Annotated in this window: 14 protein-coding genes; all 14 read right to left on the minus strand. The window is 40.9% G+C overall.

Annotated elements, in window-relative coordinates; translation table 11 throughout:
* Positions 1 to 17: 17 nt before the first annotated feature.
* The gene (locus tag BLR93_RS01920) at positions 18 to 296 is read right to left on the minus strand and encodes a DUF503 domain-containing protein (protein WP_093210664.1); all 279 of its coding nucleotides are present in this window, start codon (positions 294 to 296) and stop codon (positions 18 to 20) included.
* Entirely contained in the window at positions 293 to 2452 is a 2160-nt protein-coding gene (infB, locus tag BLR93_RS01925; RefSeq protein WP_093210666.1) for a translation initiation factor IF-2, read from the minus strand. The genes BLR93_RS01920 and infB overlap by 4 nt, the downstream gene beginning before the upstream one ends.
* A gap of 4 nt (positions 2453 to 2456) precedes the next feature.
* Positions 2457 to 2771 (minus strand): YlxQ family RNA-binding protein, encoded by a 315-nt coding sequence (locus tag BLR93_RS01930; RefSeq protein ID WP_093210668.1) that lies wholly within the window; start codon positions 2769 to 2771, stop codon positions 2457 to 2459.
* Positions 2764 to 3042 carry an RNase P modulator RnpM gene (gene rnpM / locus BLR93_RS01935; protein WP_093210670.1) on the minus strand — a complete coding sequence of 93 codons (279 nt, stop codon included), beginning with the start codon at positions 3040 to 3042 and terminating at the stop codon, positions 2764 to 2766. The genes BLR93_RS01930 and rnpM overlap by 8 nt, the downstream gene beginning before the upstream one ends.
* A gap of 14 nt (positions 3043 to 3056) precedes the next feature.
* Entirely contained in the window at positions 3057 to 4172 is a 1116-nt protein-coding gene (gene nusA / locus BLR93_RS01940; protein ID WP_093210672.1) for a transcription termination factor NusA, read from the minus strand.
* A gap of 14 nt (positions 4173 to 4186) precedes the next feature.
* A complete protein-coding gene (gene rimP, locus BLR93_RS01945; protein WP_093210674.1) occupies positions 4187 to 4660 on the minus strand; it encodes a ribosome maturation factor RimP in 474 nt (157 codons plus the stop codon).
* A 467-nt stretch (positions 4661 to 5127) separates the two neighbouring features.
* On the minus strand, positions 5128 to 9420 hold the full coding sequence (locus BLR93_RS01950; protein ID WP_093210676.1) for a PolC-type DNA polymerase III: 4293 nt from the start codon (positions 9418 to 9420) through the stop codon (positions 5128 to 5130).
* A 165-nt stretch (positions 9421 to 9585) separates the two neighbouring features.
* Positions 9586 to 11283 (minus strand): proline--tRNA ligase, encoded by a 1698-nt coding sequence (locus BLR93_RS01955; protein WP_093210678.1) that lies wholly within the window; start codon positions 11281 to 11283, stop codon positions 9586 to 9588.
* 110 nt (positions 11284 to 11393) lie between these two features.
* Positions 11394 to 12650, minus strand: a complete 1257-nt coding sequence (gene rseP / locus BLR93_RS01960; protein ID WP_093210680.1) for an RIP metalloprotease RseP — start codon at positions 12648 to 12650, stop codon at positions 11394 to 11396.
* A 15-nt stretch (positions 12651 to 12665) separates the two neighbouring features.
* Positions 12666 to 13811: a 1-deoxy-D-xylulose-5-phosphate reductoisomerase gene (gene dxr, locus BLR93_RS01965; RefSeq protein WP_093210682.1), complete on the minus strand. Its 1146-nt coding sequence runs from the start codon at positions 13809 to 13811 to the stop codon at positions 12666 to 12668.
* A 27-nt stretch (positions 13812 to 13838) separates the two neighbouring features.
* Positions 13839 to 14630, minus strand: a complete 792-nt coding sequence (locus tag BLR93_RS01970; protein WP_093210684.1) for a phosphatidate cytidylyltransferase — start codon at positions 14628 to 14630, stop codon at positions 13839 to 13841.
* Positions 14631 to 14644: 14 nt separating this feature from the next.
* Positions 14645 to 15412 carry an undecaprenyl pyrophosphate synthase gene (locus BLR93_RS01975; protein WP_093210686.1) on the minus strand — a complete coding sequence of 256 codons (768 nt, stop codon included), beginning with the start codon at positions 15410 to 15412 and terminating at the stop codon, positions 14645 to 14647.
* 152 nt (positions 15413 to 15564) lie between these two features.
* Complete coding sequence (gene frr / locus BLR93_RS01980; protein WP_093210688.1) at positions 15565 to 16122, minus strand: ribosome recycling factor; 558 nt, start codon at positions 16120 to 16122, stop codon at positions 15565 to 15567.
* Positions 16123 to 16124: 2 nt separating this feature from the next.
* A complete protein-coding gene (gene pyrH, locus BLR93_RS01985) occupies positions 16125 to 16847 on the minus strand; it encodes a UMP kinase (RefSeq protein WP_093210690.1) in 723 nt (240 codons plus the stop codon).
* Between the last annotated feature and the right edge of the window lie 42 nt (positions 16848 to 16889).

The raw sequence follows: 16889 nt of genomic DNA on the forward strand, positions 1-16889 counted from the left end.
AGGGAAAGTTATCTTGCCTACAACCACTCTAAGTCGGTGGTTCCTCGTTCTATTTCCGGAAAGGAATCGATAAGCTTTAACGCTTGATTGATAACCCTTTCTGCTTGGACCTTATCATTTGATATAGTGACCAGCCCGATTTGCGTCCGCTGCCACAAATCCTGATGGTTTATTTCGCTTACAGCAATATTATAATCATTTTTCAGCCTTGTTATTATTCTTTTTATCACCGAACGCTTTTGTTTTAAAGAATGAGAATCATAAATAAAACAGTCCACTTCAGCGACTAATATCATACGCGCTTGATTTCCTGCATGACATAGGCTTCAAAAACATCGCCCTCTTTAATATCATTGAAGTTTTTAACTGTAATGCCGCACTCATAATTTTGAGCAACTTCTTTCACATCGTCCTTAAACCGCTTTAAGGTATCTATTTCCCCTTCATAAAGGACTACGCCATCACGGATGACACGTACTCCTGCATCACGGGTAAGCTTTCCATCGGTAACATAGCTTCCTGCAATTGTCCCGATTCTGGATACCTTGAAGATTTCACGAACTTCAGCCTGGCCGATTACCTTTTCTTCGAATTCCGGATCGAGCATCCCTTTCATTGCTGCTTCGATTTCCTCGATCACTTTATAGATAATTCGATGTAGACGGACATCTACTTTTTCAGTTTCAGCCGCTTTTTTAGCATTATTATCAGGTCTAACATTAAAACCAATCACGATAGCGTTTGATGCTGAAGCAAGTATAATATCTGATTCAGCAATGGCCCCCACACCTGTGTGGATGATATTTACCTTTACGCCTTCAACATCTATCTTTTTGAGTGATGAAGCTAATGCTTCTACGGAACCTTGAACGTCTGCTTTCAAAACAAGGTTTATGTCTTTAACTTCCCCTTGTTTAATTTGTTCAAACAAATCATCAAGACTGACTTTCGCTTTATCTGTACGCTTTTCTTCAATTTGCTTTTGTTGTCTCGCTTCCCCTACCTGTCGTGCTTGCTTCTCGTTAGAAAAGACGACAAATTGATCACCAGCAGCCGGAACTTCATTCAAGCCGGTAATTTCCACTGGTGTCGAAGGCCCTGCAGCTTGAACCCGGCGCCCTAAGTCATTTACCATTGCCCGGACTCTTCCATAAGTATTTCCTACGACGATGGCATCACCCACATGCAATGTTCCATTTTGGACAAGCAAGGTTGCTACAGAACCACGGCCTTTATCAAGCTGTGCTTCAATAACGGTTCCATTTGCATTACTATTAGGATTTGCTTTTAATTCTTCCACTTCGGAAACAAGCAGGATCATTTCTAATAAATCGTCAATGCCCTCGCGTTTAATGGCAGATAACTGAACGAAAATTGTATCGCCGCCCCAGTCTTCCGGTATAAGTTCATGCTCGGTCAGTTCCTGCATCACCCGATCTGGATTGGCTCCTTCTTTATCCATTTTGTTCACAGCTACAATGATTGGCACTTCTGCTGCTTTCGCATGGTTTATTGCTTCCACGGTTTGCGGCATAACTCCATCATCAGCTGCTACCACCAAAATAGCTATATCTGTTACCTGTGCACCGCGGGATCTCATGCTAGTAAAAGCGGCATGGCCCGGTGTATCAAGAAATGTGACTTTTTTTCCATTATCTTCGACTTGATAGGCTCCGATATGCTGGGTGATACCGCCTGCTTCACCTTCAGTCACCTTTGTATCACGAATCGAATCCAATAAAGTGGTTTTACCATGATCTACGTGACCCATGATAGTAACAACAGCTGGACGTTCGATCAAATCTTCAGCCTTTTCTTCTGTTTTGAAGTTGTCCAAGTCGATTTCATCTACTTCCACCACTTGCTCTGCGGTAACTCCATACTCTTCACAGATTAGCTCGATTGAATCTTTATCCAAGTCCTGGTTTTTTGTCGCCATAACCCCAAGGAACATCAGCTTTTTAATGATTTCAGCTGTATCCTTGTTGAGTTTCTCTGCTAATTCACTAACCGTCAAAGTGTCAGTATATGTGATATTCTCGGGTGTCGCTTTTTTAGGAGCTTGGGATTGATTGTTATTGTTAGAAGCTCTTCCGTTATTGCGTTTTTTGTTCTTGTTGTTGTTCCCTTTTCCACTAGGTTTATTGCCGCCTTGATTATTTTGTGGTCTTTTCGCTGAATTACTGCCTTGTTTATTATTTGGTTTTTTGTTTTTTGAATTAGCGCTTGTTTGATTAGATGAACTATCGCCGCTAACCGGTTTTTCAGGCTGCGCTTGTTTTTTCTCACGGCTGCCGCCATCAAATGCGTTATCTAGTTTCTGGACAGTGTCCTGTGAAATAGTCGACATATGGTTGGCAACTTCAATATTCAATTCCTTCATTTTATCTATAACCACTTTGCTGGATAGATTTTTTTTCTTTGCATATTCGTAAACTCTTGTTTTACTCATACGTTCACCCCCGAATAGATTCATCGAGTAACGATGTCAATTTAGCGGCGAATCCAGTATCAAGAATAGCAACAGCCACTCTTCCCGACTTTCCGATAGCTTGTGAAATAGTTTCCCGGTCGTCAACTTCTATCAAAGGAATTTTGTAGTACAGGCACTTATCTGTGATTTTTTTCCTCGTTTGTACTCCCGTATCTCTCGCTATAAGAACTAGTTTCGCCTTCTGTCTCTGAATGTCGCGTATAATGGCCTCTTCTCCGAGTGAAAGCTTTCCCGCCCGAAAGGCAAGGCCTAATAAATTCAGATAATCTTTACTCAATTTTCTTACCCTCAATAATGTTTTTTAACTCATCATAAACTGTTGGATCAATGTCTGTATTTAAATGCCGCTTTAAAATTCCACTATTTTCTGCTGATTGAACAACTTCCAAACTTCTAGAAAGGTATGCTCCCCGGCCATTTTTCTTGCCAGTAGTATCGACAAAAACTTCGCCTTCTTTATTTCGGACCACACGGATTAGTTCTTTTTTTGGTTTCATTTCCTGAGTCACTATGCATTTTCTAAGAGGAACTTTCCTGGTTGCTGCCATTTTCATCCCACCCCTTATTCAAATGGATCTTCGTCAATATCTGAATAAGCATCGTCAAGTAAATCTTCTTGCGCTTTATCTTGCAATAAGCCTTCTTCCCGTGCTTCACTTTCGCTCTTAATATCGATTTTCCAGCCGGTTAACTTTGCTGCCAGTCTGGCATTCTGCCCACGCTTGCCTATTGCCAGAGATAACTGATAATCAGGGACAATAACCGTTGTAGCTTTATCTTCCTCATTCACCAGCACTTCGACAACCTTTGAAGGACTGAGGGCATTAGATACGTAAACAATCGGATCTTCGGACCATTCCACGATATCGATTTTTTCACCTTTTAATTCGTTTACAATCGTCTGGACCCTTTGCCCGCGCTGGCCGACACAAGAACCAACGGGATCCACTTCCGGGTCTGCTGCATAGACCGATATCTTGGAACGATCACCGGCTTCACGTGCGACAGACCTGATTTCTACTGTACCATCATAAATTTCGGGTACTTCCATTTCAAAAAGCCGCTTTAACAAGCCTGGATGGGTCCGGGAAACATAAATTTGCGGCCCTTTATTGGTGTTTTCCACCTTCGTGACCAAAACTTTCAATCGGTCATGGACTTCGTAATGCTCTGCAGGCATTTGTTCTCCCTCAGGTAACCTCGCTTCAATTTTGCCTAAATTGACATAGATAAAACGAGGATCCTTTCTTTGAATTATACCTGTCATGACGTCTTCTTCCCGATCAGCATATTCGCTGAAGATGACACCGCGCTCTGCTTCCCTCACCCGCTGTGTAACGACTTGTTTAGCTGCTTGGGCTGCAATTCTTCCAAAGTCTTTCGGTGTTACTTCTACTTCGATGACATCGCCAATTTCATAATTAGGATCCTTTTGCTTTGCTTCCTCAATGGAAACCTGCTGCAAGGAGTCTTCTACTTCCTCAACAATGTCTTTCCTGGCATAAACATGCATGCTGCCAGTTTGTTCATTTAAATCCACTCGTACATTAGTGGCAGATTTGAAGTTCTTTTTATAAGCGGAGATAAGAGCAGCCTCTAAGGCTTCCATAAGGATATCTTTGTCAATCCCTTTTTCTTTCTCCAAATAGTCGATCGCATCAAAAAGCTCACTGCTCACCGTTTTTTCCCCCTTTAATTAAATGATACCGCCAGCCGTGCTTTAGCTACCTTCTCAAACGGTATTTGTATCTCTTTTTTTCGGGTTTTCACTATAATTTCCAGTAAGATAGTATCTTCTTGAAAATCTTTAAGGATACCTTCGTACTCTTTTTCGCCATCCAATTTCTCGTATAGCTTTACATGTATTTTTTTATTAATATTAGCTTTTAAATCTTCTGGTTTTTTCAGCGGGCGTTCTGCTCCGGGAGAAGATACCTCTAAAAAATAAGGAGCCGATACTGGATCTTCTTCATCAAGTTTTTCGCTTAGTTGTTCAGAAACCTGACCGCATTCCTCGATATCAACTCCGCCTTCTTTATCTACATATACACGCAGAAACCAATTTTTTCCTTCTTTTTCAAATTCAATGTCTACCAGGTTCAAGTTCATATCCGCCAAAATTGGCTGAACCAATTTTTCGGTTGTTTCGGTAACTTTCGAACTCAATTGTTTCCCTCCTTTTTACTACAATTAAAAAGTTCTACTATTGTTTTTGGTTAGAAGTAGTATACTCAATTAGCCGCTGTTTCATTTCAATTGCCTGGATATTCACGCTTTCCGCCACATTAATTACAAAACCCTTGTCATTTAGTTAATTGACAAGGGAACTTTATCAGCTTCTCCTATTGCAGTGTAAAAACTCTAAATAATGACAAACGGAGGAATAAAGCAAAATCCTAATCAAGCAGTGACAGTCTTTACACAATAAAGTCCCAGGCATGTGATGATGCCCCGTCTGTGTTCCGTCAAAAGCGAGTTCCATTGCAGAAAAAAAGAAATAGGTATGAAGAAAGAGTGGGGTTCGCCCACTCTTTCTTACTTGCGTATCAATGCTTACCGTAAAAAATATACCATATCTAACAATTTAATGCAAGATTAACCGCTTCATTAGCAATGCTCTAATTAACCTCTGATTAGAACAGGGATAACTGATTGGCATCTGCCATACCCTCTAAACAACCATGATTATCTAAATATTCGAGCACAGTCTTCGAAATTCTACTTCTTTCGCGCAAATCTTCTTTTGAGAGAAATTCTCCTTCTTTTCTTGCTTTTACAATATTGAGAGCTGCATTTGTACCCAGGCCGTCTACTGCGTTAAAGGGCGGAATTAAAGTATCGCCTTCTACAAGGAAATCTGTCGCACTGGACTTGTACAAATCGACTTTCTGGAACGAAAATCCTCTGGCATTCATCTCCAGGGATATTTCCAGGACAGTCAACAGGTTTTTTTCTTTTGGCGAAGCATCATTTCCTTTGGCTGTTATTTCCTGAATCCGTTTTTTGATTGCTTCTGAGCCTTTGATCATTGTATCCAGTTCAAAGTCTCCTGCTCTTACTGTGAAATAAGCAGAATAAAAGAATATAGGGTAATGGACTTTAAAGTAAGCAATCCGGACTGCCATTAATACATAGGCAGCAGCGTGAGCCTTAGGGAACATATATTTAATTTTCTTACATGATTCAATATACCAATCAGGGACGCCGTGTTTTTTCATTTCATCTATCCATTCATCTTGCAGACCTTTCCCTTTACGGACAAATTCCATGATTTTAAATGCCAGAGATGCATCCAAACCTTTATGCATCAAATAAACCATAATGTCATCCCGGCATCCAATTACATCGGGAAGATTGCAAATACCATCATTGATTAATTGCTGCGCATTTCCCAGCCATACATCGGTTCCATGGGAAAGCCCCGATATAATAACCAATTCGGCGAATGTCTTTGGATTGGTATCTTCCAGCATCTGACGGACAAACCTTGTTCCGAATTCCGGTACTCCTAATGTTCCTGTCTTACAATTAATTTGCTCTGGAGTAACACCCAAAGCCTCAGGACCGGAAAATATTTTCATTACTTCCGGATCGTCTGTGGGTATCGTTTTTGGATCAATACCGCTTAAATCCTGAAGCATTCTTATCACAGTAGGATCATCGTGTCCCAGTATATCTAATTTCAACAAGTTATCATGAATAGAATGAAAGTCAAAATGAGTGGTCTTCCATTCGGAATTCCGATCATCAGCAGGAAATTGGATCGGAGTGAAATCGTAAATTTCTTTATCATCCGGGACAACAATGATACCGCCGGGGTGTTGTCCTGTGGTTCGTTTAACGCCTGTACAGCCTTGCACTAACCGGTCAACTTCCGCATTCTTATACTGCAGCTGATGGTCACTGGCATAGCCCTTAACATATCCATAGGCTGTTTTTTCAGCAACCGTGCCGATAGTTCCAGCCCGGTAAACATTATCCTCTCCGAACAAAACCTTCGTATAATTATGGGCCTTTGGCTGATACTCTCCGGAGAAGTTCAAATCAATATCCGGTACTTTATCCCCTTTAAAGCCAAGGAAAGTTTCAAACGGAATATCCTGTCCATCTTTCTTCAAAGGACTTCCGCATTTAGGGCAGTCTTTGTCATCCAAGTCAAAACCGCTCCCGACTGAACCATCATTAAAAAATTCATTATATTTGCACGATGGACAGACGTAATGCGGAGGAAGCGGATTTACTTCTGTGATTTCCGTTAAGGTAGCTATCAACGAAGAACCGACTGAACCACGCGAACCTACTAGATAACCATCTTCTAATGATTTTTTAACAAGTTTGTGGGAAATTAAGTAAATAACCGCAAAACCATGGCCAATAATGCTATCAAGTTCTTTTTCAATACGTTTCACTACTAATTCAGGCAGCTCTTCGCCATAAATGCTTTTAGCCATGCTATAACTCATTTCTCTGATCTCTTCTTCCGCACCATCGATATTTGGAGTGTAGAGGTCTTCTTTTACAGGGACAATCTCTTCGATCAAATCATTAATCGATTGGCTATTGGCGACCACTACCTCTCTTGCTTTTTGTTTGCCTAAAAAGTCAAAACATTCCAGCATTTCATCAGTTGTCCGGAAGTGGACGTCGGGCAGAGTCTGCCTGCTTAACGGGTTGCCGCTTTGTGATGAGATTAAAATTTGCCTGTACAGTTTATCCTGTTGGTCTATATAATGCGTGTTTCCCGTCGCAACGGCTTTCTTTCCCATGCTTTCTGCCATATCGACCAGGTTTTTCAGTATATCAAATAATTGTGCTTCATTACCGATCAATTCTTTCTCAATCAAATGATAATAATTGGAAGGTGGTTGAATTTCAATATAGTCATAAAATTCGGCAGCTTTTTCTGCTTCTTCCTTTGACTTTTGCATCATTGTTTCAAATACTTCCCCTTTATCACAGCCAGAACCAACAAGGATTCCCTCCCGGAACTTTTGTAATTGCGATCTCGGGATCCGCGGGACACGATAAAAGTAATCGACATGCGCCATGGAGACAAGCTTATAAATATTTTTCAAGCCAACTTCATTGGCAGCAAGTAGTGTGCAATGAAACGGCCTGGACCGTTGGTAAGCCTTACCTTCCCCCATATGCTGATTAAATTGGTTATGGTTTACTATCTCTTTGTTGAATGATTCTTTCAGTAGTTTCCATAAAAGATATCCAGTCGCTTCCGCATCATAAATAGCCCGGTGATGCTGGGTCAGTTCAATATCAAGCATTTTACATAGAGTGTTCAACCGGTGATTTTTAAGGGACGGATACAGAAACCGCGCTAACTCCAGAGTATCGATTACTGGGTTTTCTGCTTTTTGGTAGCCTATCTTTTTCAACCCTTCATTCAAAAAGCCCATATCGAAGCTGGCATTATGCGCAACAAGCACCGAGTCTCCCATCCATTCGTGAAAGTCCCGCATGACTTCACTGACTTCTGGTGCATTATTGACCATGTCATCGGTGATTCCAGTCAAATCTATCGTAGTTTGTGATAACGCATGATGAGGATTGGCGAACGACTCAAACCGGTCAATAATTTCGCCGTCTTTTATTTTTACTGCAGCCAATTCAATGATTGTGTCATAAACAGCTGAAAGACCAGTGGTTTCTACGTCAAATACAGTGTAGGTTGCATCCTCTAGAATCAGATCTTTTTCGTTATAAGCAATTGGCACACCATCATCGACTACATTAGCTTCAAGGCCGTAGATGATTTTTATGCCGTGCTTACTACCGGCAGCATAGGCTTCTGGGTATGATTGAACAACCGCATGATCTGTAATGGCTATTGCCTGGTGGCCCCACTCTGCTGCTTGTTCAACCAGACTGCTGGCTGATACAACAGCATCCATCTGGCTCATTGCCGTGTGGGAATGAAGTTCTACTCTTTTTTCGCCATCATCTGCTTTGTCTTTTCTTTTTTCCGGTTTTATTTCGTTAATATCCTGTACCATCATCGTCAGTTCATTTGTGAAATTGTCCGTTTGGATACTTCCACGCGCTTTTACCCACATTCCTTTTTTCACTCTGGCAAATTTCTCGGCGTCCTGGTCGCCTTTCGAAAACATTTTTAATTGGAAGGAATCCGTATAATCAGTAACTTTCACAATCAGCAAATGCCTGCCAGACCGCAATTCTCTTACTTCAGCGTCAAAAACATAGCCTTGGATGGCCATTTTTCTTTCCTCTTCAAGGATATTTTCCATTTGCACAATCTCGTCTTGAATGTTGTACCCAATCATCAATGGCCCTTCAAAGGCACCCTCTGCTTTCTGTTTCTCCCTATCCTGTCTCTCTTTCACCGCTTTTTGAACAAGCTTCTGATCTTCCAGTGCCTTTTGCTCTCTAAATTTTTGGATGTTTTCCAACTCATTTCCAACATCTACAGAGAGCGTATAAGTCAATGCCCCAATTTGCTGGCAATAACTTTTGAAGCCTGGCTCCAGCCTTTTTTTTAATGCACTTGCCTCTGCTTGATTGCGAGAGGTTAACATAATCTTATTCCCGTCCACTTTGGGTTTTTGCTCATGGACTAAATCCCGATAAGCTGGAGAGAGATCCGTTAAGGAGTGGACAAATTCTTTCCAATATTCACAAACATCCTCTTCTGCCAACACTTTATTTTCTGCATATATGGTCCAGTCCACTGAAGCAATTTGCGAAAAAGCTTCCTTCAGTTTCAAAGCAAATAGTCGATATACTGCAGGAGGTAATATATTGGTAACGTTTATATGAAAATGCCAAAGCTTCTCTTTTGTATAAACTTCTAACTTAGATAGATAACTATCCTTAAAATGTAAATCAATTAAATCTTCGGGCATATCAATCTGCTTCAGCAGTAAGCCGAGTTTTTCTTTGCTGGATATGTCCATTCTTCTTCCTCCCCGTTTCCTAAACCATTCATCTTGCAATCCACTGCCAAGGCGGCAGCAAAGCAAATAAATAATATTCTTTAAAAAATCACTTATTGTAATAGTTTACTACTTATTAAAACCCTTGTCATTATGAATCAGACAAGGGTTTTAAATAACCATTTTTTATAGTAAAGTTTTGATTTGCTCCAGCAATTCAGATTCGTGCAGCTCGGTCTTGTCTGCGCCTGTACGATGCTTTACTTCTACGATTCCCTCTTCAGCCCGTTTACCGACAGTTATTCTTAATGGAATTCCAATAAGGTCGCTATCTGCAAATTTAACTCCAGCTCTTTCTTTCCGGTCATCAAACAACACTTCTATTCCAGCTTGACTCAAGGAATGATACAGTTTTTCTGCCAGCTGTTTTTGATCGTCTTTTTTCATATTCATCGCCAATAGGTGTACTTGGAATGGAGCAATATTCGCCGGCCATACCATGCCATCTTCATCGTGGTGCTGTTCCACAATTGCAGCTAGCGTCCGTGATACACCAATACCATAAGACCCCATCACCATTGTCTGTGATTTCCCCTGGTCATTTAGAATCGATGCACCCATTCTTTCCGCATAAAAACTTCCTAATTTGAAGACATGCCCTACTTCAATTCCTTTAGCAAATTGAATCTTGCCAACTCCATCAGGAGAAGGATCTCCTTCTTTGATAAAACGAAGGTCAGCATATGTATCAATAGTAAAATCGCGCCCTTGATTGGCGTTTAAATAGTGAAAGCCATCCTTATTAGCGCCGCAGGATACATTCGTTGTATATTCAACAGCATTATCCGCTACAATGTCGATACCTTCTGCAATCCCTATTGGTCCCAGCGAACCAAAACCAGCTCCGGCAGCAGCTTTAGTTTCCTCTTCCGTAGCTAATTCTACGCTTTCAGCCTTGAATAGGTTTTTCAGTTTAATATCATTTACTTCATGATCCCCGCGTGTTACTACAAGAACCAGCCTGTCATCCACTTTAAACATTAATGCTTTCAGCCCTTTTTCCAGTGGATGGTTCAAAAACTCGGCAACATCCTGCATTGTCTTTTGGTTCGGCGTTTCCACTAATTGAAGGGGTTCCTCGGATTCCTGACTTTTCTGGTAATCAGCAATTACGGGAGCCATCTCTACATTTGCTGCATAGTCAGAACTATCTGAGTATGCTATTGTATCTTCTCCAACCTCAGATAATACCATAAATTCATGCGTATCCTTTCCGCCCATCGCTCCCGAATCCGCAATGACTGCCCGGAAATTAAGCCCACAGCGTTGGAATATAGTCGAATAAGCATCAAATATACGTTGATAAGTATTATCCAAACTATCGTAAGAATCATGAAACGAATAAGCATCTTTCATGATAAACTCTCTACCTCTCAGCAAACCAAATCTGGGTCGTTTTTCATCTCTGAATTTTGTCTGGATCTGGTAAACAGTCAAGGGAAGTCTTTTATAACTTTTTATTTCATCTCTTACAATACTTGTTATAACTTCTTCATGTGTAGCGCCTAAAGCAAACTCCCGGTCATGACGGTCGTTCAATCGCATCAATTCGGGCCCGAAGTTATTCCATCTCCCCGTTTCCTTCCACAGTTCGGCCGGCTGCATTGCAGGCATGACCATTTCATTTGCTCCTGTTTGGTCCATTTCCTGCCTGACGATGTCTTCCACTTTGCGTAGTACCTTTTTTCCTAAAGGCAGAAAACTATAAACACCTGACGCTGTCTGACGAATGAAACCAGCCCTTACGAGCAGCTGATGGCTTTTTATTTCAGCATCGGCAGGCACCTCTTTAAATGTTGGGATTAGCATCTCGCTCTGTTTCATGTTTATGTCACCTCTATCTCTCTTGTAATGTGGGTATTCGATATATGTACGTGGAAAAGTCTAGCTTCCTCCCTGAAGGGGGAAGCTAGCTTATTTTTTTTGCATGTAAATTACAAAAACAACCTTTGGATGTCATTCCAAGTAACAACTATCATTAACAGCATAAGCAGTGCAAACCCGACAAAATGGACAATGCCTTCCTTATGTGGATCCACCGGCTTGCCTCTGACAGCTTCAATTCCGACAAATAGAAGCCTTCCTCCATCAAGGGCAGGCAATGGCAACAGATTGATGATTCCTAAATTGATACTTAGTGCTGATGTCCACATGAGCAAATTAAGTATGCCAGTCTGAACCACTTGATCGGTTGCGTCATAAATTCCTACTGGCCCTGAAAGCATATCAAGCGAAAATTGCCCTGTTACTAACTTACTTAAATTGACGAGGATTAACTTGGTCCATTCATAAGTCTGGTTAATGCTGTAAGGAACTGCCTTAAATAAAGACTTTTCAAAGTATGCCTGGACCCCAATCTGTCCAATCTCCACATCCTGAGTGACCTGGCTCCTTGGAACCACTTCTAGTTCTACTTGTTGATTGCTTCGTTGTACAGTCATCGATAACTCTTCTTCCGGATGATCCCGGACGATTTCAGTGAACTCGTCCCAAGTAGATATGGAAGTTTCTCCAATCTGAACTACCTCATCCCCATCCTGAAAACCAGCCTCTTCAGCAGGACTGTCAGATACTACATTGCCAATAATGGCTTTGTCTGCAGGCACACCTTGAATAAGGCCCAACAGCAAAAAGATGACAGCTGCCAGCAGAAAATTCATCAATGGACCGGCAAAGAGCTGCATTGCCCTTTGTGGTAATGTTTTGGAAGCAAATTGGCGATCGTAAGGAGCAATCTGTGTTTCTATTTCATCCATTACATAATCGGCCTTTGGATCGATTGGAAATGTTAATTTCTCTTCTTCATCTATTTCATAACCTTCGATAATCAATCGATGATCAAGATCAGCATGCTCTACCTCAATCACCCTTGCTTGCGGGTGCTTAGACTTATTGTTGACGATGATCTTATTGACTGCCCCTTCTTGATTGAATTCCAACCCAATATGCTGTCCAGGCTTTAATTCAATGATTTCAGGGTCTTCTCCGGCAACTCGCACATAGCCCCCAATTGGCAGCAGTCTTACCGTATAAAGTGTTTCAGTCTTTTTATGGGAGAATATTTTTGGGCCGAATCCAATCGCGAATTCGCGCACTAGCATGCCCGCCCGTTTAGCAATAATGAAGTGGCCAAACTCATGTACGAATACGAGTAGACCAAACATTAATATGAATGCAATAATTGTATTCAAATGATGCACCTTCCTTTAATCTAAATAGGATAACACCTTTGTTCTCGTTTGATGATCAACTTCCAATATCGTCCCTAAATCCGGGCGTGAGATTGTTTCGTGTTTGTCCATTGCCCTTTGAATCAATTCTTCTATTTCCAGAAAAGAAATCCTTCCAGTTAGGAACATCTCGACCGCTATTTCATTTGCTGCATTAAGAACCGTAGTCATTGTTCCTCCTTCTTTTCCGGCGTCATAAGCCATTCTCAAGCAAGGAAACCTTTGCTGGTCCATCTCGGAAAAATGGAGCTTGCCTATTTCAATTAAGTCTAACCTTTTTGACTTAGGTAATTCAAGCCTGGAAGGATATGCCAAGGCATACTGAATGGGAACCCTCATATCTGGTGTTCCCAGCTGTGCAATAACACTATTGTCTTTATATTCTACCATGGAATGAATAACACTTTCTTTGTGGAGGACTACATCGATTTCTTCATATGGCACATCGAAAAGCCAGTGGGCTTCAATCACTTCAAGGCCTTTATTCATCATTGTCGCAGAATCAATGGTGATTTTCGCTCCCATGCTCCAATTAGGGTGTTTTAATGCATCATCCAAAGTCACATCGGCAAGATCTTGTCTTGATTTATCACGAAAACTCCCTCCTGACGCAGTCAAGAGAATTTTTCTGATATCGTTTCTTGCTTCGCCGTTTAAACTTTGAAAAATTGCAGAGTGTTCACTGTCGACAGGCAGCAGCTCCACCCCATGTTTTTTCGCCTTTTCCATCACTAAATGTCCTGCTGTTACAAGTGTTTCTTTATTTGCAAGTGCTACCTGTTTTTTTGCTTCAATTGCTTTTAATGTTGCTTGCAGTCCGACACTTCCCATGACAGCATTGACGACTACATCGACTGCTGGCTCTATACTGATAACCTCTAGACCTTCATTTCCGGCAATCACTTCTAAACGTGGGTGCTCAGCCAATAATGCTCTACGTGATTGTTCATCACTTACTGCCACTAGAGAAGGTTTGAATTCTTTAATAATCGGCAAAGCTTTTTCGATATTCTTACCGAAAGCCATAGCATATAAAGAAAATTCCTGCGGGTGCTCCCTAATAACTTCAAGGGTTTGCAAACCAATTGATCCGGTCGCTCCCAAAAGTGAAATGTTTTTCATGTGACACGCTCCTATATCTATTCAAGCCTATGAAATAAAATGTATCAAGTGCAATAATGGAAAAATGAACAACCAACTGTCAAACCGATCTAAAATTCCTCCATGGCCAGGAAGAAGATTCCCGGAATCTTTCACGTCGTAATATCTTTTGAAAGCCGATTCTACCAGATCACCGATTTGTCCCACAAAAGAAGCCAGGATGGTTACAAACACAATAATACCCAGGTTGTGTGGGAGCGGGAAAATCAAGTGGAAAATCACTGCAACTACACAAGCCAGCACTACGCCTCCAACAGCTCCCTCAATTGTTTTGTTTGGACTAATTTCCGGCCATAATTTTCTCCGTCCGAAAGCCCGTCCACAAAAATACGCTCCGGTATCCGTCGCAAGGACCACGATAATACCATAAAATATAAACTCCGGTCCTGCTTCTCTAGCGTCCATGAAATAGTAAAAACCAGTTCCAACATAAATAGCAGATAACACGAGAAAACCTGCATCTTCAAAGGTAAACTTGTTCTTTACCAAAACGGTATAGGACAATAACAGCAGCACTGCGGTCAAGGTCATTTCGGTTTTATTTATTTGCAGTAAGTCCATGATTTCATGCTCTGTCAATGGGATTAATAAAGCCCATAATAAAAGGATGGTAAGGGCAAACGGCACTACATAATTTACAGTCATCCTCATTTTCAGCAACTCTAAAACCCCTATTGTTGCTATTATATATACTAGTGTTTTAAACGGCCATCCTCCAAAAAATACAATTGGAAAAAATAAAAGGATAGCAATTACAGCTGTTATTATCCTTTGTTTCATTTATTCTCATCACCTTATATACCACCATAACGGCGTTTTCTCTTTTGATAATCTGTTAATGCTTTTTCAAATAATTGTTCGTCAAAATCAGGCCAAAGCACTTCTGTAAACCAGAGTTCTGTATAGGCCGACTGCCACAATAAGAAATTGCTCAGCCTTTGCTCACCGCTAGTGCGAATCAATAAATCGGGATCTTTTATGTCATCTGTAAATAAGTAATTAGCAAATGAGTCCTCGGTTAATTCATCAATGGACCTTTCCTCTGCCTCTACATCTTTCATGAAGTTTTTCATAGCTTCAATAATTTCGTTTCTACTACCATAGTTTAAAGCTATATTGAGGATTAATCCAGTATTGTCTTTTGTTTGGTCTTTTGCCTTTTGAACTGCCTCTTTAGTGTGAATAGGTAAGCCGTCAAAATAACCGATCGTCTGCACCCTTACGTTTTTTTCAATCAATTCTGGCAAATATGTATTCAGAAACTCCATCGGCAGTTTCATTAAATAGTCGACTTCCCGTTTAGGCCGCCGCCAATTTTCTGTGGAAAAAGCGTAGAGCGTCAGGGTTTCCAGCTGATGACCCGCTGCAGCAGCCACAATTTTTTTGACATTAGTCATTCCCTCTTTGTGTCCAGCCATGCGCGGCAGACCACGTTTTTTCGCCCATCTTCCATTTCCGTCCATAATAATGGCAACATGCTTGGGTAATGCATCTTTTTGTAGTTCAATATTATTTTTTGTAACCTTATCTTTCTTTTTTATAAAGGGAAGTTTGATTGGCATAGTAATCCTCCATAACAGCCTTGCGATTAAACTAGCGGTATAGCTGCGATACAATCTTTCCGTTGCTAGTCATGTGTATTATTTTCTTAACGTGCAAAAACCCCCTTAGTAAAGAGGGTCTTTTTATATATAGTATTTTACATGTTATATACTCAAACTTCCATAATTTCTTTTTCTTTTTCTTTTGCCAATTGATCAATATCAGCAATATGCTTGTCTGTAGCCTTTTGGACATCGTCCTGGAAACCTCTTAGTTCATCTTCTGTCAGATCTCCATTTTTCTCGGATTTCTTCAAAAGATCATTAGAGTCACGGCGGATATTCCTCACTTGTACTTTAGCCTCTTCCCCATATTTTCCAACAACTTTAACCAAGTCTTTACGGCGTTCTTCTGTCAAAGCAGGGATGTTGATTCGAATCACATTTCCATCGCTGGAAGGTGAGAGACCTAAATCAGCTTTTTGTATTGCTTTTTCGATGTTGCCAACTGACGATTTATCAAACGGAGTTATTACTAATAGTCGGGCTTCAGGAGCTGATACAGTCGCCAATTGGTTCAATGGTGTTGAAGCTCCATAATAATCGACGTATACACTATCTAAAATAGAAGGGTTAGCTCTGCCAGCCCTTACGGATGCCAGGTTTTTAGAAAATGCTTGTACTGCTTGCGTCATTTTTTCATTAGTGTCTTTAATGATTGCTTGTGACATGGTTATTTCCCCCTTATAATTGTTCCGATTTTTTCACCTAAAACTGCTTTTTTGATGTTGCCTTCTTCCATGATAGAGAAGACGAGCAGTGGAATGTCATTATCCATACACAAAGAAGATGCAGTGGAGTCCATTACAGCTAATCCTTCATTTAAGATTTGCAAATACGAAAGCTCTTCATACTTTTCTGCATTTTTATCAGTCTTTGGATCGGCTGTATATACACCATCAACGTTATTTTTTGCCATCAAAATGACATCTGCTTCTACTTCAGCCGCCCGCAGGGCTGCGGTCGTATCTGTAGAAAAATATGGATTCCCTGTGCCGGCAGCAAAAATAACGACCCGTTTTTTCTCCAAATGGCGAATCGCTTTCCTTCTGATATATGGCTCCGCCACCTGCCGCATTTCAATGGATGTCTGAACTCTTGTTGGGATGCCGAAGTTTTCTAAGCTGTCTTGAAGAGCAAGAGAATTCATGACTGTAGCAAGCATTCCCATATAATCGGCATTCGCACGATCCATACCCATTTCACTACCGACTTTTCCCCGCCAGATGTTCCCACCACCGACAACAACGGCGACTTCTACACCTAATTCGGCAACCTCTTTAACCTGGTCTGCAACTGACTGGATGATTTTCGGTTCTATTCCATAACCTTGCTCTCCGCTAAGAGCTTCTCCACTTAATTTTAAAACAATTCTTCGGTAGCGTGCAGTAGTCATAAGTTACCTCCATAGTGTATGTATATATTTTAAAATGAATAT

Origin of the sequence: Sediminibacillus albus (genome assembly GCF_900101125.1) — a bacterium.
Taxonomy (GTDB): Bacteria; Bacillota; Bacilli; order Bacillales; family Amphibacillaceae; genus Sediminibacillus; species Sediminibacillus albus.

Coding starts and splice junctions, on each gene's coding strand:
- BLR93_RS01920 (WP_093210664.1), bottom strand. CDS start 296: ATGATATTAGTCGCTGAAGTGGACTGTTTTATTTATGATTCTCATTCT.
- infB (WP_093210666.1), bottom strand. CDS start 2,452: ATGAGTAAAACAAGAGTTTACGAATATGCAAAGAAAAAAAATCTATCC.
- rnpM (WP_093210670.1), bottom strand. CDS start 3,042: ATGGCAGCAACCAGGAAAGTTCCTCTTAGAAAATGCATAGTGACTCAG.
- BLR93_RS01950 (WP_093210676.1), bottom strand. CDS start 9,420: ATGGACATATCCAGCAAAGAAAAACTCGGCTTACTGCTGAAGCAGATT.
- BLR93_RS01955 (WP_093210678.1), bottom strand. CDS start 11,283: ATGAAACAGAGCGAGATGCTAATCCCAACATTTAAAGAGGTGCCTGCC.
- dxr (WP_093210682.1), bottom strand. CDS start 13,811: ATGAAAAACATTTCACTTTTGGGAGCGACCGGATCAATTGGTTTGCAA.
- BLR93_RS01970 (WP_093210684.1), bottom strand. CDS start 14,630: ATGAAACAAAGGATAATAACAGCTGTAATTGCTATCCTTTTATTTTTT.
- BLR93_RS01975 (WP_093210686.1), bottom strand. CDS start 15,412: ATGCCAATCAAACTTCCCTTTATAAAAAAGAAAGATAAGGTTACAAAA.
- frr (WP_093210688.1), bottom strand. CDS start 16,122: ATGTCACAAGCAATCATTAAAGACACTAATGAAAAAATGACGCAAGCA.
- pyrH (WP_093210690.1), bottom strand. CDS start 16,847: ATGACTACTGCACGCTACCGAAGAATTGTTTTAAAATTAAGTGGAGAA.